Consider the following 25,971-nt stretch of genomic DNA (forward strand, 5'->3'; position numbering starts at 1 on the left):
AGGCTCATAACCTGAAGGTCACAGGTTCAAATCCTGTCCCCGCAACCAAACTCAACAAAAAGCCCGCCCCGGTGAAATCCAGGGCGGGCTTTCGACGTTCCGAAGCCGGCCGCGCCCTTTCCGCATCGGTGCGGCAGGACGACGCCCAAGACTGATCTCCCGAACCGTTGCGGCGGCGGCGAGGCTCAGGATCCGCCCGATCAAGGGCGCGGAGACGCCCCGTACGGCGTCGTAGCCGTCACAGAGCGGGGTGGGCCGATCGGCCAGCGTGCTGCCTCGCCCCTCTCCCGCCTCGATCAGGCCAGGCGCAGGTCGCGGCCGTTCAGACCCTGGGACGCCAACGAGCTGGAATGGGAGGCCGCCTCCCCGCCTCCGCCGCACAACTTCTCCGAGGCTCCGCCGGTGCCGAAGGTCCCGTAGGACTGCCCGATCCAGGCCCCCGAGACCGGGAGCCACCACACGTGAGCGCGAACCCCGCCGCCGAACCCGTCGGCGTGACGCGCGCCGAGCCCTTCGCCACCTTTGGTCAGCAGCGCTGCGCCGCGACGCTGGGCATGGGGGCCTGGCTGCTCACGGAACGGCTGCTCTTCGCCGGGCTGTTCCGCACGACGCTGATCCTGCGCCTGCTCCATCCGGAGGCGGTGCAGGCGGCGGCCGGGCATCTCAGGTTCTGGATCGTCGCCTTCGCGGCCCTCCACCGGGTCAACCGGTAGGAGGCGGCGCTGCGCAAGCCCTTCCGGACCCTCGGCCCGTCCTCCTCCGGCACAGCCTGCTCACGTCGGTGCGCACCGTCCTGGCGCTCCTGGCGCTGCTTGCCGTGAACGTCGCGCTCGGGGCGACGCGCCCCTTCGAACAGGTCTGGCTCGTCGAGCTCGGGGTGGTCGGTGCATGGCGGCGATCATCATCCGGGTGACGATGGCGGTCCGCCACGAGCCGCCCCTGGTGCGCCTGTTCGCCGGGGTCGGGTTCTTCTGGGTCGCGATCCTGTTCGGGATGACACTGACCGATTCCCTCGGGCGCTGACCCCCCCGACGCACGAAAACGGCGGGGCTCGCGCCCCGCCGTCATCGGCTCAGGTAGTTCTCGGCCTCGGACCGGCGCGCCGTCCCTCGGGCGTGGCCTCAGTAGGCCGGGCCGCCCGAGGTGGTGCCGTAATTGGCCGTCGGCTTGTTGTTCTGCTCGGCATTGCCGGCCTTGGCCGAGTCGTCGGCGCGGCGGCGGAGCGAGCCGGTGGTCACGTCATCGAAGGCGCCGACGACGCGGCTGCCGGGCGCGGCGGCGGCGGGAATACCGGCCGGGGCGTTGTAGCTCTGCGCGAGGGCGGAGGTGACGGGGGCGCCGAGGGTCAGGACCAGGGCGACGGCGGCGGAAGCAAGACGGGTGTTCATAGTCGTCGTATCCAGCAGTACAGGTCCGGTCTCCGTCAAACATGCGAGGATCATGTCCAAGATGTCCGGGGGCCGTTCTTGTTGGTATGAGCGTGATATAGGACCCGCCCCTCTGGAACGGCGTGCGCTGCAACACCCAGTGCATGCGTTTGGTGCATTTCTCTCGGATAATATGGTCTCGCCTATGTGTGTGTTGCATCACACGTCGGAGTGGGCGTCGATGTAATGACGCAAGGCGCTGGCCGCATTGAGCATGTGGGCGCGCATCCGCCGGGCGGCCGCCTCGCCGTCGCCCTCGGCGATCGCCGCCAGGATGGCCCCGTGCTCCGCGCGGGAGCCCTGGATGCGGTCCCCGTAGCGCAGCTGCGTCCGGCGGAAGCCCGAGAGGCGGGTGCGCAGGGCCAGCGCCTGCTCCTTGAGGAAGCCGTTATGCGTGGCGCCGTAGAGGGCTTCGTGGAAGCTGCGGTTCAAGCCATCGTAGGCGTCGACGTCGCCGGCCGCGACCATGTCGCCGGAGCGCGCATGCAGGTCCATCAGGTGGGACCGCTCCAGGGGCGTCATCCGGTAGGTGGCGAGCCGCACGCACATCGCCTCGAACTCGGCGGTGGTCTCGAACATGTCCATGATCCGCTCGGGCGTCATGCGCGTGACCACGACCCCCCGGCGCGGGCGCAGCTCCACCAGCCCGTTGAAGGCGAGTTGGCGGAGCGCCTCGCGGACGGGCGTACGCGAGGCGCCGAAGCGGTCGGCGAGATCCTGCTCGTCGAGGGCGGTGCCGGCGGCGAGGTGCCCGGCCGCGATCTCGTCGGTGAGCGCGTTGCGGATCTGGTCCGACAGGAGTCCGCGCTCCGCCACCGGCTCGTCCATCGTGCCCGCGTCCATCATCCGCTCTCCCCCGGTTCGCTCCCTGCCCGGGACGCGCGAGACCCCATCCATCATCCCACGATGGCCCGAACCGTGAGGTAGAACAGCAACGGACCGACGAGGCAGCCGATTCCGGTGTGGAAGGTCGCCGTCAGCGCGCCGTAGGGCACGCGCTTCGGGTCGGTGGCGGCCAGGCTCCCGGCGACGCCGCTCACCGTGCCCATCAGGCTGCCGAAGGCCATGGCCGAGCGCGGATTGTCGAGACCGATGAGCTGGGCGACGGGGGGGCGACCATGACCATCACGGCCTTGGTGACGCCGGTGGCGATGGAGAGCGCCATCACGGCCGAGTCCGCGCCGAGCGCCGCCCCCGTCACCGGCCCGACTATGTGGGGCACGGCCCCCGCGCCGATCGTCGTGATGCCGACGGCGTCGGTGTAGCCGAAGGCCACCGCCGTCAGGGCGCCGAGGATGAAGGGGATCACGGGGCCGAGGCCTAAGGCCAGGACGCCGAGGAGCCCGGCGCGGCGGGCCTCCGGCACGTCGACCTCGAAGGCGGTGGCCACGATGGCGAAGTCGCGCAGCATCGCCCCGCCCATCAGGCCGATGCCGTCGAAGGCCGGCCGGTCGGCGACGCCCTTCCTGCCACCGGTATAGAGGCCCGCACATAGGCGAGCACCAGCCCGAGGACGATGGCGATGGCCGAGCCGTGGACCCGGCCGGCGGTGAGCCAACGGCTGGCGAGGTTCGAGGCCGGCATCAGGGCGCCGACCGTCGCGAAGGCGGCCACCAGCCCCTGCTCGACGAAGACGTGCTCGATCATGGCCAGCATGGGGTCATGGGACCGTGGCGGCGATGAGCACGATGGGCCCCGCCGCGCACGGCCGCCATCGCGTTCTGCTGCGCGGCCATCGCCACCACGATCGGGATGTACAGGGTCGACCAGAACTCGACCCCCAAGCGTGATGCCGCCGCCGAGCTTGCCCCGGGCGAGGAGCCAGGACCGGGCGGCGATGAGCAGAATCATGGCGAGGCCGACCCCGCCGACATTGGCCTTGACCCCGAGGGCGATGCCCAGCCGGTCGCCGAGGAACACGCCGATCGGGGTGCAGAGCGCCAGGAGCGCGACGCCGAGGATGGTCATCGGGCGTGGCTCCGCGTCGTCGTGACGGGGGACGGCGATCGGAATGCACGGGGCATGGAGCGTTCCTCCTGCGTATTCGGCGATTCGTTTTTGATTGCTCTCAGTATACCGTTGATTGACAGTTTCGCAATTTGGAATACTGATCGAGGGAATGAATCGGGTTCGGCATGTCGTAGGGTGTCGATCGCGGAATGCCGTATACGCAGGCTGGGACGAGGGGGCGGACAGGATGACGGATTGGCGTCAGGAACGCACCGCCCGCGAGGCGCGTCTCGAAAGGGCGCGGCCGCATGCGGACGGCAAGGTCGTGCCGGCGGCCCGGGTCGTCGACCTCCTCGAGGCGATCCTCCGGCCGGGCGACCGGGTCTGCCTGGAGGGCGACAACCAGAAGCAGGCCGATTGCCTCGCCCGCGGCCTGTCCGCCTGCGATCCGGCCCGGGTCCACGACCTGCACATGGTGCAGTCGGGCATCGTCCTGCCCGAGCATCTCGACATCTTCGAGCAGGGCATCGCCAAGCGGCTCGATTATTCCTATTCCGGTCCCCAGGGCGCCCGCATCGCCAAGATGCTGTATGGCGGCCAGATCGAGCTCGGGGCGGTGCACACCTACCTCGAACTCTTCGCGCGCTACTTCATCGACCTGACACCGAACGTGGCCCTGATCGCGGGCGTCTCGGCCGACCGGGACGGCAACCTCTATACGGGCCCCAACACCGAGGACACGCCCACCGTGGTGGAGGCGACCGCCTTCAAGAACGGCGTGGTGGTGGCCCAGGTGAACGCGATCGTCGACCGGGTGCCCCGCGTCGACATCCCCGGCGACCGGGTGGACTTCGTGGTGGAGGCCGACAGGCCGTTCTACGTCGAGCCGCTCTTCACCCGCGACCCCGGCGCCGTGACCGAGACGCAGATCCTGATGGCCATGATGGCGATCAAGGGGATCTACGCGGAATACGGCATCCGCCGCCTCAACCACGGCATCGGCTTCGGCACCGCGGCGATCGAGCTGCTGCTGCCCACCTATGCCGAGCGCCTCGGCCTGAAGGGCCGGATCGCCACCCACTGGGCGCTCAACCCGCATCCGAGCCTGATCCCGGCCATCGAATCCGGCTGGGTCAGCCAAATCCACTGCTTCGGCTCCGAAGTGGGCATGGACAAGTACATCCGCGCCCGGCCGGACGTGTTCTTCACCGGCTCCGACGGCTCACTCCGGTCCAATCGCGCCTTCTGCCAGACGGCCGGCCTCTATGCCTGCGACCTCTTCATCGGCTCGACCCTGCAGATCGACTTGGCCGGCCATTCCTCCACCGTGACCACCAACCGGGTGGCGGGCTTCGGCGGCGCCCCGAACATGGGCTCGGATCCGCACGGCCGGCGCCACCCCTCGGACACCTGGATGAAGGCGGGCCGCGAGGCCGGCGGCACGGGCGACCCGGCGCTCCGGCGCGGGCGCAAGCTCGTGGTGCAGCTCGTCGAGACCTTCGGCGACAAGCTGGTCCCGGCCTTCGTGGAGCGGCTCGACGCCCTGGAACTCGCGCGCAAGCTCAAGCTCGAGCTCGCCCCCGTGATGGTCTACGCCGACGACGTCACCCACATCGTCACCGAGGAGGGCATCGCCAACCTGCTGCTGTGCCGGACCCCGGACGAGCGGGAGCAGGCGATCCGCGGGGTGGCCGGCTACACCGAGGTGGGCCGGGGCCGCGACCACGCGGAGGTGGAGCGCCTGCGCGCCAGGGGGATCATCCGGCGCCCCGAGGATCTCGGCATCGAGCCCCTGGACGCCGACCGCTCGCTGCTCGCCGCGCGCTCGATCAAGGACCTCGTACACTGGTCGGGCGGCCTCTACGAGCCGCCGGCCAAGTTCCGGAACTGGTGAGGATTTTCGCGTCATGGAGAAGCTGAGCTTCCGCCACGCCACCCGGACGGCGCTCCCCGGCACGCGGGCCAGCGCGATCACCGGGGTCGTCGCCTCCGGCAACCTCGAGGTGCTGCTGGAGCGCAACCTCGCCCCCGACGCGTGCCACGTCGAGATCGATACCGCCATCGCCGGGTACGGGGAGGTCTGGGCCGCCGTGGTCGCGGATTTCGTAGCCCGCCGGCAGCCCGGCGGGCTCACCATCACCATCAACGACGGGGGCGCCCGCCCCGACACCGTGTCCCTGCGCCTCGCCCAGGGCGCCCGCCTGATGGAGATGCCGTGATGGACTGGAAGCCCGTCTCCCTCTCTTCCTCGCCCTTCGACCAGAGCTGGTACGAGGCCAGCGCCCGCGCCCGCCTCGCCGGCCTCCTCGACACGGACACGTTCCAGGAGTTCGTCGGCCCCGAGCAGCGGAGGATGAGCCCGCACCTGCCGCTGTTCGACCTGCCGCGCGCCTTCGACGACGGCATGATCGTCGGGCGCGGCCGCCTCGACGGACAGGACGTGCTGGTCGCCGCCCAGGAGGGCCGCTTCATGGGCGGCGCCTTCGGCGAGATCCACGGGGCCAAGCTCGTCGGTCTGCTGCGGGCGGCGCTGGCCGTGAAGCCTGCCGCTCTGCTGATCCTGTTCGACACCGGGGGCGTGCGCCTGCAGGAGGCCAATGCAGGCGAGACCGCCATCGCGGAGATCATGCGGGCGATCACGGTCGCGCGGGCCGCCGGCATCCCGGTCATCGGGCTGATCGGGGGGCGGGCCGGCTGCTACGGCGGCGGCGGCCTCGTCGCCGGCACCTGCGCGCGCCTGATCATCTCCGAAGGGGGACGCCTCAGCGTCTCCGGCCCCGAGGTGATCGAGACCAACAAGGGCGCGGAGGAGTTCGATTCCCGCGACCGGGCGCTGGTGTGGCGCACCATGGGCGGAAAGCACCGGCGTCTCATCGGCGCCGCCGACGCCTTCGTGGACGACACGATCGGGGCGTTTCGGCGGGCCGCCCTGGCGGCGATCCCGGCGGCCCCGGCCTTCGACCTCGCCACGCTCGAGGCCGAGCAGGCCCGGCTGGAGGCCCGCCTCGACCGCTTCGGCGACGCCCGGGACGCCACCGAGATCTGGGGGCGCCTCGGCGTCAACGACCCCGCCGCCGTGCCGGGCCTGACCACCGAGGGCTTCGACGCCCTGCTCGCCCGCCTCCCGGAGGGGCCGCACCATGCCCGATAAGATGCCCCTCGACGCCCTGCTCGCCTCGCTCTTTCCGGCGGGCCACGCCGTCACGGTGGCGGACGGCCTGATATCCGGCGATGGCCCCCTCGGTGGCGGCCGCCTCGCCGTGATCGGCATCGACGGCGAGGCGGCGCTGGGCATCGAGGGCGCCTGCTTCCTGGCGGGGCGCGTCCTCGACGTGGTGCGGGCGGGCGGCGGCACGCCCATCCTCGTCCTGATCGATTCCGACAGCCAGCGCATGAGCCGGCGCGACGAGCTTCTCGGCCTCAACGAGTACCTCGCCCATCTGGCCAAGGCGCTGCTGCTGGCCGACGCGCAGGGGCACCCGACCCTCGGCCTGCTCTACGGCCACAGCGCGGCCGGGGCCTTCATCGCCACGGCGCTCGCCACCCGCGTGCTCGCGGCCCTGCCCGGCGCCCATCCGAGCGTGATGGACCTCCCCTCCGTGGCCCGCGTCACCAAGCTGCCCCTGAAGACGCTGCAGGACATGGCCCGCTCGACCTCGGTCTTCGCGCCGGGGCTCGACAACATGGTCCAGACCGGCGCCGTGCAGGCGGTCCTCGACCCCGACAAGCCCCTCGGCCTCCAGGTCGCCGCGCTGATCGCGGACAGCCCGGCGGCCGATACCCGCGACGCGCTGGGCCATGAACGGGGCGGGCGCCCCCTCGCCCACGACATCGCCGCTCAGGTGGTGCGCGAGGCGCAGGACCGGGTGCTGCGCGAGGCGCCGGGTGCGTGATGCCGCGCGCCACGACCTGCTCACGGTGGCGCCCGCCGCCTGGGGCCCGCTGCTGGCGCAGCGGCCGGACCTCGACGGGATTCCCCATCTCGCCGATTGGGCCGCGTGCGGCTGGCCCGTGATCGTGCGCCGCCGCGGGCCCGGCGAGGATGTCACCCTGGTTCCGGCCGGGCTGCCGCTGCCGCCCTCCCTCGGCAAGCGCCGCATCGGCCTCACGCTTCCGCCCGCGGCTTTGCGCCCGCGCCCCGGCCTGACCCTGGCCGAGGCGCGGGCGGCCGCGCCCGCCGCCTGGCAGCCCGCCCTCGACGCGCTCCTGGCGCACGGGGCCGCCCATGGTCGCGTGCCCCGGGTGTTCGGTGGTCTGCTCTGGCAGGCCCTGACGGGTCTGCCCTACCTTTCCGCCACCTCCGACCTCGACCTGCTCTGGCCCGGTCCCGTCGGCCCGGCCTTCCTCGACGGCCTCGCCGATCTCGCGGCACAGGCGCCGATGCGCCTCGACGGCGAGATCGGCGTCGCCGACGGCTTCGCCGTAAGCTGGCGCGAGCTGCAGGCGGCCGGCCCCGGCGACACCGTCCTGGCCAAGGGCCTGGAGCGGCTGGAGCTCCGGCCCGTTTCGGCCCTTCGCGCCGCCCTGACGCTGGCGGCCTGAGCCATGCCGATGCGTGCCCTCTCGCCGATGCCCGCGGCTCCGTCGGAGACCCGGGTCCCCGCTGCGACTGTCGGCGGCCCGGACGCAATCGCCCGCCTCGCCACGCACTGCCTGCGCCTGGAGCTCGCCACCTATCCCAAGCCCGGCCTCGTCAGCCACGTGGACAGCGGCAGCCATGCCGACATGGATGCGGGCACCTTCCGGGCGAGTGCCTCCGCCCTGGAGCCCTATTTCGCGGATCTGGCCGAGGCCGGCGCGGCCGGGGCCGGGATGGCGCATCTGCGCCGGATCGGCCTCGCGGCGGAGGCGGCGATGCGGGCGGCCACGGGGGGCGTGAACACCCACCGGGGCGCCATCTTCGGCCTGGGCCTCCTCGGCGCGGCGGCCGGCGCCCTGGGGCGGCGTCCGGCGGCCGGGAGCCTCGGCGCCCATGTCCGCGCACGCTACGCCGGTGCCATTCTGGACGGCCCCGAACTGCTGCACGCGCCGGGTGCGCGGGCGCGGCGGCGGCACGGGGTCGGGGGCGCGCCGGCCGAGGCCGCGGCCGGCTTCCCGACCCTCTACGGCACCGGCCTGCCGGCCCTGCGCCGGGCCCGTGCCCGCCGTCCCAAGTCGCCCGAGGCGGCGCGGGTGGAGGCCTGCCTCGCCCTGGTCGCGGCCCTCGAGGACACCAACCTCCTGCATCGTGGCGGCCCGGAGGGGTTCGATTTCGCCCGGGCGGAAGCCGCCCGCTTCCTCGCCGAGGGCGGCATTGCCCGGGACGACTGGGTCTCACACGCGGAAGACCTGCACCGCGCCTTCGTCGCCCGCCGCCTCAGCCCCGGCGGAGCGGCCGACCTGCTGGCCATGACGCTGTTCGTCGACGCCTGGGAGCGACCATGAGCGTCGATCGCCCATGACCCTCGCGGTCCTCCTCTCCGGCCAGGGCGGCCAGCATCCCGGGATGTTCGACCTCACGGCCGCCCTGCCCGAGGCGCAGGGCGTCTTCGCGGCCGCGGCCCCCCTGCTCGGTCAGGATCCGCGCGACCTCGTGCGCTCAGGGAAGGACCTGCACGCCAACCGGATCGGGCAGATCCTGTGCTGCGTGGCTGGCCTCGCCGCCTGGACCCTGGTGCGGAGGGCTCAGGCCGCCCGCGTCGTGGTGGTGGGCTACAGCATCGGCGATCTCGCGGCCTTCGGCTGCGCCGGCCTGTTCGCGCCCGAGACGGTGCTGCACCTCGCCGCCGCCCGCGCCGAGGCGATGGATGCGGCGGCCGGTCCCGGCTACGGCCTCGCCGGCCTGCGCGGCCTGCCTGCCGCGCGGGCCTTCGCCCTGGCCGAGGCGCAGGGGTGCCATCCGGCGATCCGCAACGCCGCCGACAGCGTGGTGGTGGGCGGCCCCGTCGCGGCGCTGGACGCCCTCTGCGCCCAGGCCCTTGCGGCGGGCGCGGCCCGGGCCGTTCGCCTGCCCGTCCACATTCCCTCGCACACGCCGCTCCTGGCCGAGGCCTCGGCGCGCTTCGCCGAGCGGCTGGCGCAGGCTCCCCTGGCGACCCCGCCGCGTCCGGCCCCGCGCCTCCTCAGCGGCCTCGACGGAGCGGCGGTGTTCCGGCCGGAGGCGGGCCTGCCCAAGCTTGCCGCGCAGGTGGCGCAGACCCTGGACTGGGCCGCCTGCCTGGAGGGCGTCGGTGAGTTCGGCGCGACCCGGGTGCTCGAACTCGGCCCCGGCCACGCCCTCGCCACCATGGCCCGCGCGGCCCTGCCCGAGGCGCGGGTTCATGCGCTGGAGGACTTTCGCCAGCCCGCCGGCGTGGTGCAATGGATACGCGACGGGGCCTGAGCGCCCCTGATGGAGTGGAATGCCACGATGCAGTACCGCAATCTCGGCCGCTCGGGCCTCAAGGTCTCGCCGCTCTGCCTCGGCACCATGATGTTCGGCGGCCCCACCGACGAGGCCACCGCCGGCCGCATCATCGACAGCGCCCGGGGCGCCGGCATCAACTTCCTCGACACCGCCGACGTCTACAACGAGGGCCGCTCCGAGGAGGTGGTGGGCCGGGCGCTTCGCCGGGACCGCGAGGCCTGGGTGCTCGCCACCAAGGTCGCCAACCCGATGGGACCGGGCCCCAACGACCGGGGCCTGTCGCGCCCCCACGTGCTGCGCGCCGCCGAGGCCAGCCTGAAGCGGCTCGGCACCGACGTGATCGACATCTACTACCTCCACAAGGAGGACCACACGACGCCGCTCTCCGAGACCATCGGCGCCATCGCGCTCCTCGTGCGCCAGGGCAAGATCCGTTACTTCGGCGTCTCCAACTACCGGGCCTGGCGGGTCGCCGAGATCTGCCGCCTGTGCGACGACCTCGGTATCGACCGGCCCGTGGTCAGCCAGCCTTACTACAACGCCCTGAACCGGATGCCCGAGACCGAGCACCTGCCGGCCTGCGCCCATTACGGCCTCGGCGTGGTGCCGTACTCGCCGCTGGCCCGCGGCGTGCTCACCGCCAAATACGATCCCGATGCCCCGCCCCCCGAGGGCACCCGCGCGGGGCGCCAGGACACCCGCATGATGCAGACGGAGTGGCGCCCGGAATCCCTGGTGATCGCCCGGATTTTCCAGGCCCATGCGGCCGCGCGGGGCCTGACGGCGGGGCAGTTCGCAGTGAACTGGGTGCTGGCCAACCGCACCGTCACCTCGGTCATCGCCGGGCCGCGCACGGAGGCGCAGTGGGACGCGTATCTGGGCGCGCTGGGCTACACCTTCACGGACGAGGACGAGGCCCTCGTCGACGCCCACGTCGTCACCGGCCACTCCTCGACGCCGGGCTACAACGACCCGGCCTACCCGATCGAGGGCCGCGTGCGGGGCTGAGGGCGTTCCGCAGGGATCCCCCCGAGGCCGCTCGCGTGTCCCTCCCCCGCAAGGGATCGGGACACGCGTCGTCGCCGAAAGGGCGTCGTTCGCTCAGCCCTGCGTCTCGGCCAGATGCAGCGCCACCAGGGCATCGAAGCTGGCATCGCCCTCGAAGCCCAGGTCCAGGGCGCGGCGCGTGTCGAAGGCCTCCGGCCAGGTCTCCACGATGGCCTGGATGGCCGGATTCGGTTCGCGCCGGATCAGCGCCACCGCTCTGTCCCCGCCCACGCGGCGCAGGGCCTCGATCTCGTCGGCCACCGTCGCCGAGATTCCCGGCATGGTCAGGCTGCGGCGCAGGCCGAGGGGCGCGAGGTCGATGCGGGCGGCATGCAGGAGGTATTGCGTGGCCGAAAGCGGGCTGGCGAACCAGTGGCGCACGGTATCGGGCACCGGCAGGATCGCTTGCCTGCCGGCCAGCGGCTCGCGGATGATCCCGGAGAAGAACCCGGACGCCGCCTTGTTCGGCTTGCCCGGCCGCACGCAGATGGTGGGCAGGCGCAGGCCGATGCCGTCCAGGAAGCCGCGCCGGCTGTAGTCAGCGAGCAGCAGTTCGCCCATCGCCTTCTGAGTGCCGTAGGAGGTGGCCGGCGTCAGGATCATGTCGTCCGGGATCACGCCCGGGAGCGGCGGCCCGAACACGGCCAGCGACGAGGTGAAGACCACGCGGGGACGATAGCCCTCGGCGACGTGGGCCTGCCGGATGGCCTCGAGGAGCAGCCGGGTGGCGTCGAGATTGACCCGGTAGCCCTTCTCCAGATCGGCCTCCGCCTCGCCCGAGACGATCGCCGCGAGGTGGAAGATCACGTCCGGTCGGCCCGCGATGGCGGCCTCCGCCGCGCCGGGCACGGAGAGGTCGGCGGCAGCCGTGACGACGGAGCCGGTGAAGCCCGCCGGGGCGGTCGGCTCCACCACGTCGACCAGGGTGAGGGCGCGGGCATCGCCCTGCGTGGCGAGGGCGTCGGTCAGGCGCCGGCCGATCATGCCGGCGGCGCCGAGGATCAGTGCGTGCATGGGTCGTCCTTTCAGGCTCAGCGCATCAGGTCGAGGGCGCGGGAGAAGAAGTCGCGGCCGCCGAAATTGCCGGATTTGAGGGCGAGCAGCATGGGCTCACCCTGCCCCATCGTGCGCAGCACCGGCACCCCGGCGGCGATCTCGGGCCCGAGGCGGAAGGCCTTCAGCCCGAGCCGGTCCACGACCGCCCCCGACGTCTCGCCGCCCGCCACTACGAGGCGGCGCACGCCGTGCGCCACCAGGCCTTCCGCGATGCGGGCCAGCGCGTCCTCGAGGGCGTGGCCGACCCGGTCGCCGCCGTGGCGCGCCTGGAGGGCCCGCACGGTCTCGGGCTCGGCGCTGCTGGCGATGAGGACGGGGCCGGCGCCGACGTGCTCGCCGGCCCAGGCCAGGACGGCCGCGATCTCGGCCTCGGTCTCGGCCTCGCCGACGAGCATCCGCTCGGGGTCGAGGCGGCGCACCGGCATCAGGGCCTCGGCCGCCGTGATCTGGCCGAGGGTCGCCTGTGAGCAACTGCCGGCGAGGCAGGCGGAGAGCCCCCCCACGGGCGCGCCGAGATCCGCCGCGCTGTCCGGCGCGGCGGCACGCCCGGTCGCGACCAGGGCCCGGGCGAGGCCGAGGCCGAGGCCCGAGGCGCCCACCGACACCCGCTGGCCGAGCGCCGCCGTGCCCAGGGTCTCGAGGTCGGCCTCCACCACCGCATCCGCGATGGCCGCGCCGATCCCCTCGGCAGCGAGCGCGTCGAGGCGCGCGGCGACGGCGTCCGGCCCCTTCGCCACGGTGGCGAAATCCACCAGACCCACGGGCGACGCGCTCTGGCGGCCCAGCACCCGCACGAGGTTGGCGTCCCGCATCGGGTTGAGGGGATGGTCCTTGAGCGGGCTCTCGTTCAGCGGCATCGCGCCGACGAACAGGTTGCCCTGGTAGACGGTGCGCCCCGTTTCCGGGAAGGCGGGGGTGACGAGGGCGATGGCCTCGCCCGCCTCGCCCCGCAGGGCGTCCAGGACGGGTCCGATATTGCCCGCGTCGGTGGAATCGAAGGTCGAGCAGATCTTGAACAGGACGTGGGCGGCGCCCCGTCCGCGCAGCCAGGCCTCGGCCGCGCGGGTGCGCACCACGGCTTCCGCGGCCGGGATGGAGCGGCTCTTCAGGGCCACCACCACGGCCTCGACACCGGCCAGATCGAGGTCGTCGGCGGGGATGCCGATGGTCTGCACCGTGCGCAGGCCCCCCTTGCTGAGCGTGTTGGCGAGGTCCGAGGCGCCGGTATAGTCGTCGGCCACCGATCCGAGGGCGAGGCTCATCGGGTGCCCTCCCGGACCTGCGAGGCGCGGTAGGGCTCGAACCAGCCCAGGCCCTCCCCGGTGCCGCCGGCCGGGTTGTACTCGCAGCCGACGAAGCCCGCGTAGCCGAGGTAGTCCAGTTCGGCGAAGAGGAAGGCGTCGTTCATCTCGCCGGTGCCGGGCTCGTTCCGGGCGGGGACGCTGGCGGTCTGGACGTGCCCGACCATCGGCATCAGGTCGCGCAGGCGGGTGGTCACGTCCCCGTGCAGGATCTGGCAGTGGTAGAGGTCGAACTGCAGCTTCAGGTTCGGCAGGGCCAGGTCGCGGATGAGGTCGGCGGCCATGTCGAAGTCGTTGAGGAAGTAGCCCGGCATGTTGCGGGCGTTGATCGGCTCCAGCACGAGGTCGAGGCCTTCGCGGCCGACGCGCTCGGCGGTCCAGGCCACGGCCCGGCGATAGGCGTCCTGCGCCGCCGGATCGCGCGCATCCGCCATGCCGGCCATGAGGTGGAGCCGGGCGACGCCCGTGGCCTTGGCGTAGGTCAGGCCGGTCTCGACGCCCGCCTGCAGCTCGGCGAACCGGTCCGGCAGGGCGGCGAGGCCGCGCTCGCCCGCCGCCCAGTCGCCCGGCGGCAGGTTGAACAGGGCCTGGGTCAGCCCGAACCGCGCCAGGCGCTCGGCGATGGCCTCGGGCGGATGATCGTAGGGGAAGAGGAACTCCACGGCGGTGAAGCCCGCCTCCGCGGCGGCGGCGAAGCGGTCGAGGAACGGCCGCTCCGTGAACATCAGCGTGAGATTGGCGGCAAAACGCGGCATCGGCTCTTCTCCCTTCAGGCCTTGGGCGACGGCAGGGTGACGCCGGCCACCTGGGCGTAGAGGCGGGCCACCGAGGCGTCGTCGTCCCGGCCCATGCCGGAGCCGGACGCCATCAGGAACATCTGTAGCGCGGCGGCGGCCACCGGCACGGGGTATGTCTCCGCCCGCGCCATGTCCTGCACGATGCCCAGATCCTTGACGAAGATGTCGACCGCGCTTCTCGGGCTGTAATCGCCGTCGAGGACGTGCGGCATGCGGTTCTCGAACATCCAGGAATTGCCGGCCGACGCCGTGATGACCTCGTAGACCTTGCGGAGATCCAAGCCCTGCTTGGCGGCAAAGCTCATGGCCTCGCTGGCGGCGGCGATGTGCACGCCGGCAAGCAACTGGTTGATCATCTTGAAGGCGGCACCCTGCCCGGCCGCGTCGCCGAGCTCGTAGAGCTTGCCGGCCATGGCGTGAAGGGCTGGGCGGGCCGCGTCGAAGGCCGCCTGCGTGCCGGAGGCCAGGAAGGTGAGTTCGCCCTCGGCCGCGCGGACGGCGCCGCCGCTCATCGGCGCGTCGAGGTAGTGGCGGCCGGTCTCCTCCAGGCGGGCCGCGAGGCGCCGGGCGACGGCCGGGTCCATGGTGGCCGAGGAGACGAACACCGCGCCCGCCCGCATGTTCTCTGCAGCGCCGCCGGGCCCGAACAGCACGGCCTCGGTCTGGGCGGCGTTGACCACGACGCAGACCACGACATCGGCGCCCTCCGCCGCCGCCGCGGGGTTCGCCGCCGCCTGCCCGCCGGTCGCGGCGAAGCGCGCGACGGCGTCCGCGTCCACGTCGCAGGCCGCGACGGCGAAGCCGGCCCGGAGGAGCGAACCGGCCATGCCGGCGCCCATGGAGCCGAGGCCGATCACGGCGGCCCGCTGGGTCTGGGTGTTGATGCTCATGGGGACCTGTTCATGGGAGGGAGGGATCGGAGCGGGCAAATCGAAACGACGGTGCTGCGACCCATCCCGTCATCCCGGGCTCGCCTGCGGCGCCCCGGGATGACGGTGCGGGCTTCGGAGCCGCCGGCCGTCGGCGCAGCCGTCTCAGCGGTTGACCACCTGCTTCGGGGTGACGAACACGCAGACCGCGCCGATCACCAGCATGCCGGCCAGCGCGTACATGCCGGCGGCGGTGCTGCCCGTGGAATCGCGCAGGGCGCCGATGACGTAGGGGCTGGCAAAGCCCGCGAGGTTGCCCACCGAGTTGATCAGCGCGATTCCGGCGGCCGCCCCCGCGCCGCTGAGGAAGGCGGTGGGCAGGGACCAGAACAGGGGTGCGCAGGTGAGCACGCCGCCGGCGGCCACGGCGAGCGCCGCGATGGCCACGACGGTGCTCCCCGTGCTGGCGGCGACCACGAAGCCCACCGCGCCGCAGAGGGCCGGGACGATGAGGTGCCAGCGGCGCTCGCGCATCCGGTCGGCGCTGCGGCCGAGCAGGATCATCACGAAGACCGCGAACAGGAACGGGATCGCGCTGACGAGGCCGATGTTCAGGTTGCCCTGGATGCCGGACGCCTTGACGATGGTGGGCATCCAGAAGGTCAGTCCGTACTGGCCGGTGACGAAGGCGAAGTAGATCAGGCTCATGAACCAGATCCGCCCGTTGCAGAACACGGTGGCGATGGAGTGGGGGCTCTGCTCCTTGCCGGCGCCGTCGGCGGCGATGTCGCGCTCGATGACCTGCTTCTCGGCGGCGGTGAGCCACTTGGCTTCGGAGGGGCGGTTGTCGAGGTAGAAGAACACCGCGAGACCCACCAGCACCGCCGGCACCGCCTCGATCAGGAACATCCACTGCCAGCCCGACAGGCCGTAGGTGCCGTTGAAGGCGTCCATGATCCAGCCGGAGAGCGGGTTGCCGAAGATGCCCGAGACGGGAATCGCCGACATGAACACGGCGATCACGCGGGCGCGGCGATGGGCCGGGAACCAGGTCGTGGTGTAGAGGATCACGCCCGGGTAGAAGCCCGCCTCGGCCAGGCCGAGCAGAAAGCGCATGATGTAGAACGAGGTGGCCGAGTTCACGAACATGAACCCGGCGGAGATGATACCCCAGGTGATCATGATGCGGGCGATCCAGACCCGGGCGCCGACCCGGTGCAGGATCACGTTCGAGGGCACCTCGAACAGGAAGTAGCCGATGAAGAACAGGCCGGCGCCGAGGCCGTAGACGGTTTCGCTGAAGCCCAGCTCCTGGGACATCTGCAGCTTGGCGAAGCCGACGTTCACGCGGTCGAGATAGGCGACCACGTAGCAGAGCATCAGGAACGGCACGAGCCGCCAGAACACTTTGCGATAGGTCTGTTCGACGAAATCCGCCGCGGGCGCATCGACGCCCCGCGCGGTTGCGGCCTGAACGCTCATGTTTCCTCCTGCCGGCGCGCGTTGCACGTCGCCGTTCTGGCGTTGCACCATCTTGTTGCGGCACTACTCGTTGTGGCAGCGCTTGCATCTTGCGTAACAGATGATGGCAGCGCTGCCAATCTCATTGTTGCGGCCAACTAAGCTTGCTATGGGCTGTGCAGCCCGGGACCGGAGATGAAGGTCGACGATGAACGTCCAGAGGTCCCTGCACGAGCCGGAGCGCCGGCTCGTGACCCTGTCCGACGTGGCCCGCGAAGCCGGAGTCGGCGAGAGCACGGTCTCGCGCGTCCTGCGCAACCAGGGCTCGTTCTCGAAGCGCACGCAGGACCGGGTCGCGGAGGCGGTGGCGCGTCTCGGCTACGTGCCGAACCGGCTGGCCGGCATGCTGGCGGGCTCCGGTTCCACGGCGGGGGCCAAGCTCGTGGGGATCGTGATCCCGTCGCTCACCAACATCGTGTTCCCGGACCTCCTGCGGGGCGCCACGGCGGTCCTCGACCGCGGCGGCTTCCAGAGCGTGATCGGGGTCTCCGACTACGACCCGGAGCGGGAGGAGGCGCTGATCGGCGCCCTCCTCTCCTGGCGTCCCGCCGGCCTCATCGTCACCGGCCTGGAACACACGCCCGGCGCGCTCGCTCGCCTGCGGGCGAGCGGCATTCGCATCGTCGAGATGATCGACACCGACGGGGCCGGCCTCGACATCGTGGTGGGATTCTCCAACCGGGCGGTGGGCTGCGACAGCGCCCGGCACCTGCTGGCACGGGGCTACCGCCGCATCGGCTTTGTCGGCCACGACATCACGCAGGATCTCCGCGCCGCCAAGCGGCTCGCGGGGTTCTGCGAAACCCTTCGGGAGGCGGGCTGCCCCCTGGCGGAGCGCGAGATCGCGTCCGGACCCTCTTCGGCCGCTGCCGGGCGGGAGGCCCTGGCGCGGCTGGTCGGCCGCCGGCCCGACCTCGATGCGGTCTACTTCTCCAACGACGACATGGCGCTGGGCGGCTACTTCCACTGTCTCGCGGACGGGATCGCGGTGCCGGGACGCCTCGCCCTGTTCGGCTTCAACGCCCTCGACATCGCCGCCGCCCTGCCGCAGCCGCTGACCACCATCCGCACGCCGCGCCTGGAGATCGGCGCCGCCGCCGCCGAGCGCCTCGCCGCCGACGGCCCGGCCGAGACCGTCGATCTCGGCTACGAACTGATCGCGGGCGCCACCGCCTGAGATCGCCCCCTCCTCCCGTGACCTGAAGGGATTTCATGAGCGAATCGAAGCTTCGCGAGCAGATCTGCCGGTTCGGCCGCTCGCTGTTCGAGCGCGGCCTGACGCCGGGCTCGTCGGGCAACATCTCCCTGCGCCTGGACGACGGCGGCTGGCTGGTGACGCCGACCAACGCGTCGCTGGGCTTCCTCGACCCAGGCACGATCTCACGCCTGGACGCGAAGGGCGCCCTGGTCTCGGGCCACGTGCCCACCAAGGAGATCCCGCTCCATGCGGCGCTCTACGATAGCCGCACGGAGGCGCGCGCCATCGTCCATCTGCACTCGACCCATGCGGTGGCGGTGTCGATGCTGCCCGAGATCGACCCCAAGGCGGTACTGCCGCCGCTGACGCCGTATTACCTGATGCGGGCCGGGGCCACGGCCCTGGTGCCGTATTACCGGCCCGGCGACCCGGCGGTGGCGGACGCGATCCGGGGGTTGGCCGGCCGCTACGCCTCGGTGCTGCTGGCTAACCACGGCCCGGTGGTGGCTGGCTCCACCCTGGAGAACGCGGTCTTCGCGACCGAGGAGCTGGAAGAGACGGCCAAGCTCTACCTGCTCCTGCGCAACCTCAACCCGCGCCACCTCTCGCCGGGGCAGGTGCAGGACCTCGTCAGCCATTTCGGCCTGACCCTGCCGGAGCCCGACGGGCACGACCACGGGCACTGAGCGGCGCGCTGAAACGCGCGCTGCGCGGCCGAGGGCCCCGTCAGGCCGCCACCTCGATCTGCGCCGTGGGCAGGGTCGCGGCGATCTCGGCGGCGATGCCGGCCGAGGCGATGTTCTTGGACTTGGCCTCGATCTCGAAATCCGCCCAGGCCATGTGGCGGGCCACCAGGGCGTTCACGGCCCGGTTCCACATCATGTCGGAATGGGCGGCCAGATCGCGCCAGTTGTGACCGGCCTCGGTCAGGGCGGCGAAGTCCGGCAGGGCGTCGGGCGTATGCCCCTCCAGCAGGGCTTCGCGCGAGACGCTGATATGGGCCACGGGGCGCACGCCCCGCCAGGACTCGCGCACCCGGGCGACGCGGGGATCGTCGGGCTCGATGTACGCACCCCGACTCTCGACCCAGTGGTGGTGCAGGTCGAGCACCACCGGCACGACGTCGGCCAGCTCCAGCACCGTGTCCAATCCGAAGAAATTCTCGTCGTTCTCGACGGTGAGGAGATCGCGCGCCGTCTGCGAGAGCTTGGGCAGGCTGGCGCGAAACCCTGCGATGCCGGGGTCGCGGGCACCGACATGGATGTTGATGTGGGCCCCGTGCGGATGCCAGCCCTGGCCGTAGCCGAGCATCGCCATGAGTTCGGCATGGTGCTCCAGCTCCTCGATGCCGTTGCGCTGGGCCGCCGGGTTCTGCGAGGCGATGACGCAGAACGGGCCGGGATGGAAGCTCAGGCGCACCGAACCGGCCCGGGCGATCGCGCCGATCCGGGCGAGGCCGTCCTGGACGAGGCGGCGCATCTCGGGCTCGGCATAGAGGTCCCGCGCCACCGCGTGGGTGTAGCCGGGCAGGACGTTGCTGGCGATCCGCAGCAGGCGCTCGATCGCGGGCCGGGCGGCGACCCAGGCCACCTGCCGCTCCAGGGCACCGAGGTTGTGGCGCACGAGGCCCTCCAGCTTGTCCCGGCGCGCGCTGGGCGCCAGGGTCTTCAGGTGCGCCATGGTGGCGTGGGTGAGGTTCATCTGCAGGGTCGCCTCGCGGGCGGCCTTCAGGGTCTTGAAGGGCTCGGACGGTGGCTCGAGGATGAACTTGCAGCAGAAGCCGAGGCGGGGTGCGGAATCGGTCGAGGCTGGATCGGTCATGGGGCGATAACGCGGCGAAGCGGCATTGGTGCACGGCCGGAACCGGGGACCGGATGCGGTGCGTTGCCCCCGCGCCGACGGCCCCGTCGGCGCCGGAGAGTCCCATGGACGGCAAGTTTACTGAGGCCAAGCTCGCGGATCAGGTCCGGCGTGCGGCCGACCTCGCCCGTCGCCTGACCCTGGCCTATCCGCGGGGATCGCGCCGCGACGACTTCCCCTTCGCCGTGGTGGCGGCCTTCGACGCCGACATCCGGGGCCGCGTCGAGCGCGACCGCCGGATCGAGGACGAGCGCGACCGGGTGCTCATCGCCGCCGTCAACTTCGCCGAGACGCCGCCCGACGACGAGCCCGAGGCCGTGGAGCCGGCGCGAAGCGCCCTCGTGGCGGCCATCGACTATCTCGAGGAGGCGACCCTGCGCTTCGGGATCGTCAACCGCGAGGGGGCGCGGCTCGGCTACGGCGAGGCCGGCCAGCGGGTCGCGACCCTGGCCTGACGGGCGCCCCGCCGCGCTTCGCCGAATTTGTGATGCCCTGCCCTGCGACCCCGGGCCCGGCCCGCGCGTTACCCACACCCGCCGGCGCGATTCCGACGGGTCGTCCTACCAAAGTGGTCTCCTCCCGATGCGTCGCCTGTTCCCCGTCTTCATCGCCGCCGTCGCTCTCCTGGCGGGGGTGATCCTGTTCACCTTCGTCAAGCACGGCGACACCGCCCACACCCAGCCGGTGCCGGAAGCCGGCGCGAGCGCCCGCTGATGCCGCGCTGGTTGCCCCTGGCGGGCGCCGCCCTCCTCGCCATCCTGGTGGTGATCGGCCTCGGGTTCTGGAAGTATGATCGCCTGCAGGAGGCGCGCATCGAGAATGGCGGACGTCCGGCCATCCCCGCCTGCGCGCCCGACCGCATCGGCGAGACGGGACTGGCCGCCAACTGCCCCGGCACCGCCTTCCCGCCCGCCAAGGCACCCTGAGGGATCAAGGCACCCTGAGGAACCGGACGCGGCGTCCGAGACCCGGAGTGGGTAAGGGAGGCTGGACGGATGCACGCTCCCCCTGCCCGGTCCGGCCTCGGCGCCTTCCCGGCCTTCGTCTTCCTGCAGGGCAGCCTCTACGCCGCCTACGGGATGGTCTCGCCGTTCCTGCCGAGCTTCCTCGGCGACCGCGGGCTCGACGCCTCCGAGATCGGCATCGTGCTCGCAGGCGGGACGCTGATGCGCCTCGTGGCCGGACCGGTGGCGGGGCGGATCGCGGATCGCCTCGACGCCACCCGGGCTGTCCTCGCCGCCGGATCCGCCGCCGCCGGGCTCCTGGCCTTCGCCACCCTCCTCGGGCACGGCTTCCCCGCGCTCCTCGTCCTGGGCCTTGCGCAGGCCCTCGCCCTCGCGGCCCTCGCGCCCCTGTCCGATGCCCTCACCCTCGCGGCGATGGAGCGGGAGAGGACCTTCGCGTATGGGTGGGTCCGAGGCGCCGGTTCGGCCGCCTTCATCCTGGCGACCCTGGTGTCCGGGCAGGCCGTCGCCTGGGCCGGCCTGCCCAGCATCCTGGTCTCGAGCGGGCTGCTGTTCCTGCTCACCGCCCTCGCCGTCCGCCGGGTGCCCGCGGCCCCGCGGACCGGACACCCGAGCTCCCCGGCTCCGGAAGCGCCCACCCGCACCACCCTGCGCGCCCTGCTCGCGGTGCCGCTCTTCCGGCGGGTGCTCCTGGTGGCGGCCCTCGTCATCGGCAGCCACGCCCTGCACGAGGCCTTCGCGGTGATCCGCTGGCGGGCGGCGGGCCTCGGCCCCGGCACCGTCAGCCTGCTCTGGTCCCTGGCCGTGCTCTCGGAGGTCGTGGTGTTCGTCCTGTGCGGCTCCTGGCTGCTGGAGCGCCTCGGCACCGCCGGGGCGGCGATGCTGGCGGCCGGCGCCGGGATCCTGCGCTGGGCGATCCTGGCGACCACGGTGGCGGTGCCGATGCTGGCGATCGGCCAGGCCCTGCACGGCTTCACCTTCGCGCTGCTGCACCTGGCCAACATGCGCCTCCTCGCCGACCTCGTACCCGCCCGTGGCGCCGCCACCGCCCAGACCCTCTACGCGACCCTCGGCCTCGGGCTCGCGAACACCGTCCTGACCGGCCTGTCCGGGTGGCTCTACGGGCGGTTCGGGGCGGATGCGTTCTGGAGCATGGCGGCGCTCTGCGCGGGCGCGCTGCCCCTGGCGGCCGGCCTCCGGCGCCCCGCCCCGCAGGCCGTCTGACCGGGTCAGGGCCGGCACGCCCGCAGGAAGAAGTCGAGCGAGCGCTTCAGCGTCGCGCGCTTGACGTGGGTCATGCCCGGCCGCTCCAGGCCCAGCTCCGTCCGGTCGACGAAACCCCGGATGGTCAGGCCCAGGAAGGCATCGGCCGCGTGCCGGACGTCGTCCACCGCGATCGCACCGGAGCGTACGCCGTCCTCCAGGCAGCGCTCCACCAGGGGCACCACCCGCGCCAGTCCGAAATCGTGGAGGGCCCGGGCGAATTCCGGGAAGCGTCCGGCCTCGGCCACCATCACCCGCCGGAACGCGATGCAGTCCGGCGTCACCACGGTCTCGAGGATCGCCAGGGCGATGCGGTGGAGGCGCTCCTCCACCGATCCGGCTTCCGCCGCCACCTTCTCGATGGAGGGCACGTTCTCCTCGATGAAGCGCACGCACACGGCCTCGAACAGATCGACCTTCGAGGCGAAGCGCGCGTAGATCGTCTTCTTCGAGAGGCCGGCCGAGCCCGCGATGGCATCGATGCTCGCCGCCTCGAAGCCCTCGGTGAGGAACACGACCCGGGCGGCGTCGAGGACGCGCAGCAGCACGTCGCCCTCGGTCCCGCGCGGCGGGCGACCGAGGCGCCGGGGTGGCGACGGCATCACGTCCCTCTGAGCCACGGCGCGGTGTCCTCCCCCCGGGAAACGATGCCAGTCCTCTCCGGGGAAGACCAGGGACGCGGCGTGATGCGGATGTGGACCCACGGCGTCCCGACCCGCTCCGTCAGAAGAACGCCTGCAGGCCCGTCTGCGCCCGGCCGAGGATCAGCGCATGGACGTCGTGCGTGCCCTCATAGGTGTTCACCGTCTCGAGGTTCTGGGCGTGACGCATCACGTGGTACTCGCCCATGATGCCGTTGCCGCCGTGCATGTCCCGGGCGACCCGGGCGATGTCGAGCGCCTTGCCGCAGTTGTTGCGCTTGATCAGCGAGATCATCTCGGGCGCCATCCGGCCCGCGTCGAACAGGCGCCCGACGCGCAGGGCGGCCTGGAACCCGAGGGCGATCTCGGTCTGCATGTCGGCGAGCTTCTTCTGCACGAGCTGGGTCTGGGCCAGCGGTCGGCCGAACTGCTTGCGCTCCAGGGTGTAGGACCGGGCCCGGTGCCAGCAATCCTCCGCCGCCCCCATGGCGCCCCAGGCGATGCCGTAGCGGGCCCGGTTCAGGCAACCGAACGGCCCCTTCAGGCCCGAGACGTTCGGCAGGAGCGCGTCCTCGCCGACCTCGACGTCCTCCATCACGATCTCGCCCGTGGTGGAGGCGCGCAACGAGAGCTTGCCCTTCAGGATGGGCGCGGAGAGACCCGGCATGCCCTTCTCCAGGATGAAGCCCCGGATCGCGCCCTCATGCGCCTCGGACTTGGCCCAGACCACGAAGACGTCGGCGAAGGGCGCGTTCGAGATCCACGTCTTGGCCCCCGACAGGCGGTAGCCCCCGTCGGTCTTCACGGCCTTCGTCGTCATGCCGGCCGGGTCCGAGCCGGCATCGGGCTCGGTCAGGCCGAAGCAGCCGATCCACGCCCCCGAGGCGAGCTTGGGCAGGAATTTCTGGCGCTGCGCCTCCGAGCCGTAGGCGTGGATCGGGTACATCACGAGGGAGGATTGCACGCTCATCATCGAGCGGTAGCCGGAATCCACCGCCTCGACGGCACGGGCCACGAGGCCGTAGGCGACGTAAGTCGCGCCGGCGCCGCCATAGGCCTCCGGCAGGGTGACGCCGAGGAGCCCGCGCTCGCCCATCCTCCGGAACAGCTCCGGGTTGCTGGTCTCCTGCGCGTAGGCCTCGACGATGCCGGGCAGGAGCTCCTCCTGCGCGAAGGCCCGGGCGGCCTCGTGGATGGCGCGCTCGTCGTCGCTGAGCTGGTCGTCGAGGAGGAAGGGATCGTCCCAGGCAAAGCTCGCCGAGGCGGGGGCGGTGGGCGCGGCGGAGCCGGGCGGGCGCGTCGGGGCGTTCATGGGCGGTTCCTCGGGTTTCTGTGTTTTCGCGACCCTAACAGGCTCCGTCGGCGAGGCCACCTGTCCGGCCCGGAATCGGTTCCGGGATCGGGACCGAAACCTGATAGACAGGCGCGGCTTGAAGCGGTGCTCCGGATGCCGCCCGCACGAGAGGGAGAACCGATCATGGCCGAGACGACGGCGCGCGACGACGGCTCCCGCTCCCCTGCGCAGCCCCTGCCGCTCGACGGCATCCGCGTGCTCGACCTCTCGCGCGTGCTCGCCGGGCCCTGGAGCGCCATGTGCCTCGGCGACCTCGGCGCCGAGGTGATCAAGGTCGAGCACCCGGAGCGCGGCGACGACACCCGCGACTGGGGCCTGCGCACGGGGGCCACCAACACCTCGTACTTCGACGCCGCCAACCGCAACAAGCGCTCGATCACCCTCGACCTCGCCACCCCGGAGGGCCTCGCCGTGGCGCGCGACCTCGCCCGCACCTGCGACGTGGTGGTGCAGAACTTCAAGACCGGCGGCGCCGACCGCCTCGGCCTCGGCTACGCGGACCTGAGCGCCGAGAACCCGCGCCTGATCTACTGCTCGATCTCCGGCTACGCCTCGGATGGGCCTGAGGCGACGCGGCCCGGCTACGACATCGTGGTCCAGGGCGAGGCCGGCCTGATGGCGCTGAACGGCGAGGCCGGCCGCCCGCCCCTGAAGTTCGGCCTCGCGGCGGTCGATCTCTTCACCGGGCAATACGCGGCCCAGGGGGTGCTCGCCGCCCTGTTCGAGCGCGAGCGCACCGGGCGCGGACGCCACATCGAACTCGCCCTGTTCGATTGCGGCCTGGCGCTCACCGCCTATTGCGGTCTGGAGGTGATGGTGCGCGGGCACGACCCCGCCCGCGCCGGCAACGCCCATCCGTCGATCGCCCCCTACGGCGTGTTCCAGGCCGGCGACGGACCCATCGTGCTGGCGGTGGGCAACAACGGGCAGTATCGCCGCCTCTGCGAGGGGGTCCTGGAGCGGCCGGACCTCGCCGCGGACCCGCGCTTCGCCACGAACCTGGAGCGCTCCCGCAACCGCGCGCAGTTCCTGCCGGCGATCGAGGCCGAGCTCGCCCGCTGGACCCGTGCCGATCTCATCGCCCGGCTGGACGCGGCCGGCATCCCCTGCGGCGAGGTGCTGGGCCTGCACGAGGCCCTGACCTCCGACAGGGCCCGGGCCGGCAACCTCGTGCTGCCCCAGGGCGGCGACGCCGATCCCACCGCCTACGTCCTCGCCCCGCCCTACCGCCTCGACGGGGAGCGCCTGCCCGTCCGCCGCATGCCGCCGGCCCTCGGAGCGTCGAGCGCCGAGATCCGGGCGGACTGCGCGGCGCGGCGCGCGGCGGAGGCCGAGCGCCCCTCGGGCGACCCGGTCAAACCGGCAGGAGGGTGAACCCGAGGCTCTGGCCGAGGAACCGAGCCGTGATCCGGCCCGGGCCGGTCAGGTCGAAGGGCACCGAGAGCGTGCCGGTGGAGACGAGGCTGCCGGCCGGGATCGTCGTGCCGCGCTCGCGCGCCACGGCCATCAGGTCCGTGAGCGCGGCCAGGGGATCGGTCTCGTCCTCCCCCGTCACGGCCCGCACCCGCTCCACGCCGTCGACCTCGACCACGAGGCCGCGCGCCACTTCGGCGAGGTCTCCCGTGGCCAGCACGGGGCCGAGCACCAGGGCCTGGAAGGCCGAATTGTCGGCCGCGAAGCTCGGCCAGCCGACGGCACGCCGATCGACGTAGCGGGACAGCACGAGCTCGAACGCTGCGCGGGTTTCGCCGACGACCTCGGCCGCCGGAACCACGGGGGCGTCGGGGGCGATGTCGCGGGCGATCCCGTAGGCGATCTCGAACTCGATCGTCACCGCCCCGGCATGGGGCATCCGGAGTTCGGCCCCGTCGCCATGGAGCCGGTCCCGCAGCACCCGCCCGGCGATGGAGCGGCCGACCCCCGAGCTGCGCTTGCCCTTGTGGCTGCCGATGGCGAGCTTCCAGCCGGCGGAGTCTGCGCCGAGCGCCGCCACGAGCCGGTCCTGGACGTCGTAGCCCTCGGACATCGTGCGCGGACGGACGGCCTCGGGCAGTTCGCCGAGCTGCCGCCCCGCGCGATAGGCCGCCAGCAGCAGGTCCGCGGCGGGCTGGGGATCGTAGGCTTTCAGCACGGCTTCGGGCAGGAACTCTGACATGGCGGACCTCTTCGCGGCGTCGGGCCGGATGCCCAGGCTCTAGCGGATCTTTGCGTCGGCCGGTGGGCGATTCCGCCGGATCGGGCTGGCCCGGCTCCCCGCCTCATCCGGGGGGGGCGCCGCGCCGCCGGCACCGCTCCGGTCCCGAAAACAGGATCGATCGGTGGAGACAGAACGGAGGG

Annotated in this window: 29 protein-coding genes and 2 pseudogenes; 17 read left to right on the top strand and 14 right to left on the bottom strand. The window is 72.4% G+C overall.

Translation table 11 applies throughout. The annotated features are described in order from the left end of the window. Positions 1-461 precede the first annotated feature (461 nt). Positions 462-713 (top strand): hypothetical protein, encoded by a 252-nt coding sequence (locus ASG51_RS24530; protein ID WP_162245260.1) that lies wholly within the window; start codon positions 462-464, stop codon positions 711-713. A gap of 175 nt (positions 714-888) precedes the next feature. Next, a complete protein-coding gene (locus ASG51_RS25420) occupies positions 889-1,023 on the top strand; it encodes a hypothetical protein (protein ID WP_277996219.1) in 135 nt (44 codons plus the stop codon). 98 nt (positions 1,024-1,121) lie between these two features. Here the strand turns inward: ASG51_RS25420 and ASG51_RS21870 are convergent, their stop codons facing one another. The 5 genes and pseudogenes from ASG51_RS21870 to ASG51_RS25430 all read right to left on the bottom strand — a co-directional run. Further along, positions 1,122-1,388: a hypothetical protein gene (locus ASG51_RS21870; protein WP_056216654.1), complete on the bottom strand. Its 267-nt coding sequence runs from the start codon at positions 1,386-1,388 to the stop codon at positions 1,122-1,124. Positions 1,389-1,586: 198 nt separating this feature from the next. Then, a complete protein-coding gene (locus tag ASG51_RS21875; RefSeq protein WP_056216652.1) occupies positions 1,587-2,273 on the bottom strand; it encodes a GntR family transcriptional regulator in 687 nt (228 codons plus the stop codon). Between the two features lie 50 nt (positions 2,274-2,323). Continuing rightward, positions 2,324-3,083 (bottom strand): annotated as a pseudogene (gene madM, locus ASG51_RS21880) (malonate transporter subunit MadM). Beyond that, a complete protein-coding gene (locus ASG51_RS25425) occupies positions 3,071-3,172 on the bottom strand; it encodes a hypothetical protein (RefSeq protein WP_277996221.1) in 102 nt (33 codons plus the stop codon). The pseudogene madM and the gene ASG51_RS25425 overlap by 13 nt, the downstream one beginning before the upstream one ends. A gap of 112 nt (positions 3,173-3,284) precedes the next feature. Next, positions 3,285-3,395: pseudogene (locus ASG51_RS25430) on the bottom strand (malonate transporter subunit MadL); the annotation flags it as partial. 229 nt (positions 3,396-3,624) lie between these two features. Between ASG51_RS25430 and mdcA the strand changes: the two are divergent. Genes mdcA through ASG51_RS21925 form a run of 8 tightly spaced genes read left to right on the top strand, consistent with a single transcriptional unit; the run spans position 3,625 to position 10,770 of the window. Next, positions 3,625-5,271, top strand: a complete 1,647-nt coding sequence (mdcA, locus tag ASG51_RS21890) for a malonate decarboxylase subunit alpha (protein WP_056216650.1) — start codon at positions 3,625-3,627, stop codon at positions 5,269-5,271. Positions 5,272-5,284: 13 nt separating this feature from the next. Further along, complete coding sequence (gene mdcC / locus ASG51_RS21895) at positions 5,285-5,596, top strand: malonate decarboxylase acyl carrier protein (RefSeq protein WP_056216648.1); 312 nt, start codon at positions 5,285-5,287, stop codon at positions 5,594-5,596. Further along, the gene (locus tag ASG51_RS21900) at positions 5,596-6,528 is read left to right on the top strand and encodes a biotin-independent malonate decarboxylase subunit beta (RefSeq protein ID WP_056383030.1); all 933 of its coding nucleotides are present in this window, start codon (positions 5,596-5,598) and stop codon (positions 6,526-6,528) included. The genes mdcC and ASG51_RS21900 overlap by 1 nt, the downstream gene beginning before the upstream one ends. 1 nt (position 6,529) lies before the next feature. Next, on the top strand, positions 6,530-7,270 hold the full coding sequence (gene mdcE, locus ASG51_RS21905; protein WP_056383031.1) for a biotin-independent malonate decarboxylase subunit gamma: 741 nt from the start codon (positions 6,530-6,532) through the stop codon (positions 7,268-7,270). Further along, a complete protein-coding gene (gene mdcG / locus ASG51_RS21910; protein ID WP_056383033.1) occupies positions 7,263-7,919 on the top strand; it encodes a malonate decarboxylase holo-[acyl-carrier-protein] synthase in 657 nt (218 codons plus the stop codon). Before mdcE ends, mdcG begins: the two co-directional genes overlap by 8 nt. A gap of 27 nt (positions 7,920-7,946) precedes the next feature. Next, on the top strand, positions 7,947-8,801 hold the full coding sequence (gene mdcB, locus ASG51_RS21915) for a triphosphoribosyl-dephospho-CoA synthase MdcB (protein WP_244480242.1): 855 nt from the start codon (positions 7,947-7,949) through the stop codon (positions 8,799-8,801). 13 nt (positions 8,802-8,814) lie between these two features. Further along, positions 8,815-9,738 (top strand): acyltransferase domain-containing protein, encoded by a 924-nt coding sequence (locus ASG51_RS21920; RefSeq protein ID WP_056216638.1) that lies wholly within the window; start codon positions 8,815-8,817, stop codon positions 9,736-9,738. 27 nt (positions 9,739-9,765) lie between these two features. Beyond that, positions 9,766-10,770: an aldo/keto reductase gene (locus tag ASG51_RS21925; protein WP_056383255.1), complete on the top strand. Its 1,005-nt coding sequence runs from the start codon at positions 9,766-9,768 to the stop codon at positions 10,768-10,770. Positions 10,771-10,863: 93 nt separating this feature from the next. On the opposite strand, the gene denD is transcribed toward ASG51_RS21925, so the two are convergent. The 5 genes from denD to ASG51_RS21950 all read right to left on the bottom strand — a co-directional run bounded on the left by denD (position 10,864) and on the right by ASG51_RS21950 (position 16,314). After that, positions 10,864-11,823, bottom strand: a complete 960-nt coding sequence (gene denD, locus ASG51_RS21930) for a D-erythronate dehydrogenase (protein ID WP_056349499.1) — start codon at positions 11,821-11,823, stop codon at positions 10,864-10,866. Positions 11,824-11,840: 17 nt separating this feature from the next. Beyond that, complete coding sequence (gene otnK / locus ASG51_RS21935) at positions 11,841-13,127, bottom strand: 3-oxo-tetronate kinase (protein WP_056383035.1); 1,287 nt, start codon at positions 13,125-13,127, stop codon at positions 11,841-11,843. Further along, on the bottom strand, positions 13,124-13,921 hold the full coding sequence (gene otnI, locus ASG51_RS21940; protein ID WP_056271150.1) for a 2-oxo-tetronate isomerase: 798 nt from the start codon (positions 13,919-13,921) through the stop codon (positions 13,124-13,126). Before otnI ends, otnK begins: the two co-directional genes overlap by 4 nt. Before the next feature lie 14 nt (positions 13,922-13,935). Then, positions 13,936-14,853: an L-threonate dehydrogenase gene (ltnD, locus tag ASG51_RS21945; protein WP_056271147.1), complete on the bottom strand. Its 918-nt coding sequence runs from the start codon at positions 14,851-14,853 to the stop codon at positions 13,936-13,938. Between the two features lie 144 nt (positions 14,854-14,997). Next, positions 14,998-16,314 (bottom strand): MFS transporter, encoded by a 1,317-nt coding sequence (locus tag ASG51_RS21950; protein WP_056383037.1) that lies wholly within the window; start codon positions 16,312-16,314, stop codon positions 14,998-15,000. Positions 16,315-16,519: 205 nt separating this feature from the next. Between ASG51_RS21950 and ASG51_RS21955 the strand changes: the two genes are divergently transcribed. Both ASG51_RS21955 and ASG51_RS21960 read left to right on the top strand, forming a co-directional pair. Next, a complete protein-coding gene (locus ASG51_RS21955) occupies positions 16,520-17,530 on the top strand; it encodes a LacI family DNA-binding transcriptional regulator (RefSeq protein ID WP_200917496.1) in 1,011 nt (336 codons plus the stop codon). A gap of 35 nt (positions 17,531-17,565) precedes the next feature. Continuing rightward, the gene (locus ASG51_RS21960) at positions 17,566-18,237 is read left to right on the top strand and encodes an aldolase (protein ID WP_056383038.1); all 672 of its coding nucleotides are present in this window, start codon (positions 17,566-17,568) and stop codon (positions 18,235-18,237) included. Between the two features lie 40 nt (positions 18,238-18,277). Here the strand turns inward: ASG51_RS21960 and ASG51_RS21965 are convergent, their stop codons facing one another. Beyond that, positions 18,278-19,372 (bottom strand): UV damage endonuclease UvsE, encoded by a 1,095-nt coding sequence (locus ASG51_RS21965; protein WP_056271138.1) that lies wholly within the window; start codon positions 19,370-19,372, stop codon positions 18,278-18,280. Between the two features lie 104 nt (positions 19,373-19,476). Between ASG51_RS21965 and ASG51_RS21970 the strand changes: the two genes are divergently transcribed. From ASG51_RS21970 to ASG51_RS21980, 4 genes are all read left to right on the top strand, one after another. Next, positions 19,477-19,866 (top strand): hypothetical protein, encoded by a 390-nt coding sequence (locus ASG51_RS21970; RefSeq protein WP_056216618.1) that lies wholly within the window; start codon positions 19,477-19,479, stop codon positions 19,864-19,866. 127 nt (positions 19,867-19,993) lie between these two features. Continuing rightward, positions 19,994-20,125, top strand: coding sequence for a hypothetical protein (locus ASG51_RS25435; protein ID WP_274533606.1), 132 nt, complete (start codon positions 19,994-19,996; stop codon positions 20,123-20,125). Continuing rightward, positions 20,125-20,337 carry a hypothetical protein gene (locus ASG51_RS21975; protein ID WP_056271132.1) on the top strand — a complete coding sequence of 71 codons (213 nt, stop codon included), beginning with the start codon at positions 20,125-20,127 and terminating at the stop codon, positions 20,335-20,337. The genes ASG51_RS25435 and ASG51_RS21975 overlap by 1 nt, the downstream gene beginning before the upstream one ends. Before the next feature lie 69 nt (positions 20,338-20,406). Further along, the gene (locus ASG51_RS21980; protein ID WP_056383040.1) at positions 20,407-21,600 is read left to right on the top strand and encodes an MFS transporter; all 1,194 of its coding nucleotides are present in this window, start codon (positions 20,407-20,409) and stop codon (positions 21,598-21,600) included. Between the two features lie 5 nt (positions 21,601-21,605). Here ASG51_RS21980 and ASG51_RS21985 read toward each other — a convergent pair whose 3' ends face one another. Further along, a complete protein-coding gene (locus ASG51_RS21985) occupies positions 21,606-22,259 on the bottom strand; it encodes a TetR/AcrR family transcriptional regulator (RefSeq protein WP_156389826.1) in 654 nt (217 codons plus the stop codon). Positions 22,260-22,362: 103 nt separating this feature from the next. Continuing rightward, entirely contained in the window at positions 22,363-23,592 is a 1,230-nt protein-coding gene (locus ASG51_RS21990) for an acyl-CoA dehydrogenase (RefSeq protein ID WP_056383043.1), read from the bottom strand. A 165-nt stretch (positions 23,593-23,757) separates the two neighbouring features. Here ASG51_RS21990 and ASG51_RS21995 point away from each other — a divergent pair, with 165 nt between their 5' ends. Then, the gene (locus tag ASG51_RS21995) at positions 23,758-25,008 is read left to right on the top strand and encodes a CoA transferase (protein ID WP_056383045.1); all 1,251 of its coding nucleotides are present in this window, start codon (positions 23,758-23,760) and stop codon (positions 25,006-25,008) included. Here the strand turns inward: ASG51_RS21995 and ASG51_RS22000 are convergent. Next, entirely contained in the window at positions 24,989-25,789 is an 801-nt protein-coding gene (locus ASG51_RS22000) for a fumarylacetoacetate hydrolase family protein (protein ID WP_056383046.1), read from the bottom strand. The two genes, ASG51_RS21995 and ASG51_RS22000, sit on opposite strands and share 20 nt — an antisense overlap. Positions 25,790-25,971: the final 182 nt, after the last annotated feature.

Origin of the sequence: Methylobacterium sp. Leaf465, from assembly GCF_001424705.1 — a bacterium.
GTDB lineage: Bacteria > Pseudomonadota > Alphaproteobacteria > Rhizobiales > Beijerinckiaceae > Methylobacterium.

Bases quoted from the DNA above. Each gene is read 5' to 3' on its own strand.
- ASG51_RS25420 (WP_277996219.1), top strand. From the start codon at position 889: ATGGCGGCGATCATCATCCGGGTGACGATGGCGGTCCGCCACGAGCCG.
- ASG51_RS21870 (WP_056216654.1), bottom strand. From the start codon at position 1,388: ATGAACACCCGTCTTGCTTCCGCCGCCGTCGCCCTGGTCCTGACCCTC.
- ASG51_RS21875 (WP_056216652.1), bottom strand. From the start codon at position 2,273: ATGATGGACGCGGGCACGATGGACGAGCCGGTGGCGGAGCGCGGACTC.
- mdcA (WP_056216650.1), top strand. From the start codon at position 3,625: ATGACGGATTGGCGTCAGGAACGCACCGCCCGCGAGGCGCGTCTCGAA.
- mdcC (WP_056216648.1), top strand. From the start codon at position 5,285: ATGGAGAAGCTGAGCTTCCGCCACGCCACCCGGACGGCGCTCCCCGGC.
- ASG51_RS21900 (WP_056383030.1), top strand. From the start codon at position 5,596: ATGGACTGGAAGCCCGTCTCCCTCTCTTCCTCGCCCTTCGACCAGAGC.
- mdcE (WP_056383031.1), top strand. From the start codon at position 6,530: ATGCCCCTCGACGCCCTGCTCGCCTCGCTCTTTCCGGCGGGCCACGCC.
- mdcB (WP_244480242.1), top strand. From the start codon at position 7,947: ATGCCCGCGGCTCCGTCGGAGACCCGGGTCCCCGCTGCGACTGTCGGC.
- ASG51_RS21920 (WP_056216638.1), top strand. From the start codon at position 8,815: ATGACCCTCGCGGTCCTCCTCTCCGGCCAGGGCGGCCAGCATCCCGGG.
- ASG51_RS21925 (WP_056383255.1), top strand. From the start codon at position 9,766: ATGCAGTACCGCAATCTCGGCCGCTCGGGCCTCAAGGTCTCGCCGCTC.
- denD (WP_056349499.1), bottom strand. From the start codon at position 11,823: ATGCACGCACTGATCCTCGGCGCCGCCGGCATGATCGGCCGGCGCCTG.
- otnK (WP_056383035.1), bottom strand. From the start codon at position 13,127: ATGAGCCTCGCCCTCGGATCGGTGGCCGACGACTATACCGGCGCCTCG.
- otnI (WP_056271150.1), bottom strand. From the start codon at position 13,921: ATGCCGCGTTTTGCCGCCAATCTCACGCTGATGTTCACGGAGCGGCCG.
- ltnD (WP_056271147.1), bottom strand. From the start codon at position 14,853: ATGAGCATCAACACCCAGACCCAGCGGGCCGCCGTGATCGGCCTCGGC.
- ASG51_RS21950 (WP_056383037.1), bottom strand. From the start codon at position 16,314: ATGAGCGTTCAGGCCGCAACCGCGCGGGGCGTCGATGCGCCCGCGGCG.
- ASG51_RS21960 (WP_056383038.1), top strand. From the start codon at position 17,566: ATGAGCGAATCGAAGCTTCGCGAGCAGATCTGCCGGTTCGGCCGCTCG.
- ASG51_RS21965 (WP_056271138.1), bottom strand. From the start codon at position 19,372: ATGACCGATCCAGCCTCGACCGATTCCGCACCCCGCCTCGGCTTCTGC.
- ASG51_RS21970 (WP_056216618.1), top strand. From the start codon at position 19,477: ATGGACGGCAAGTTTACTGAGGCCAAGCTCGCGGATCAGGTCCGGCGT.
- ASG51_RS25435 (WP_274533606.1), top strand. From the start codon at position 19,994: ATGCGTCGCCTGTTCCCCGTCTTCATCGCCGCCGTCGCTCTCCTGGCG.
- ASG51_RS21975 (WP_056271132.1), top strand. From the start codon at position 20,125: ATGCCGCGCTGGTTGCCCCTGGCGGGCGCCGCCCTCCTCGCCATCCTG.
- ASG51_RS21980 (WP_056383040.1), top strand. From the start codon at position 20,407: ATGCACGCTCCCCCTGCCCGGTCCGGCCTCGGCGCCTTCCCGGCCTTC.
- ASG51_RS21990 (WP_056383043.1), bottom strand. From the start codon at position 23,592: ATGAACGCCCCGACGCGCCCGCCCGGCTCCGCCGCGCCCACCGCCCCC.
- ASG51_RS21995 (WP_056383045.1), top strand. From the start codon at position 23,758: ATGGCCGAGACGACGGCGCGCGACGACGGCTCCCGCTCCCCTGCGCAG.
- ASG51_RS22000 (WP_056383046.1), bottom strand. From the start codon at position 25,789: ATGTCAGAGTTCCTGCCCGAAGCCGTGCTGAAAGCCTACGATCCCCAG.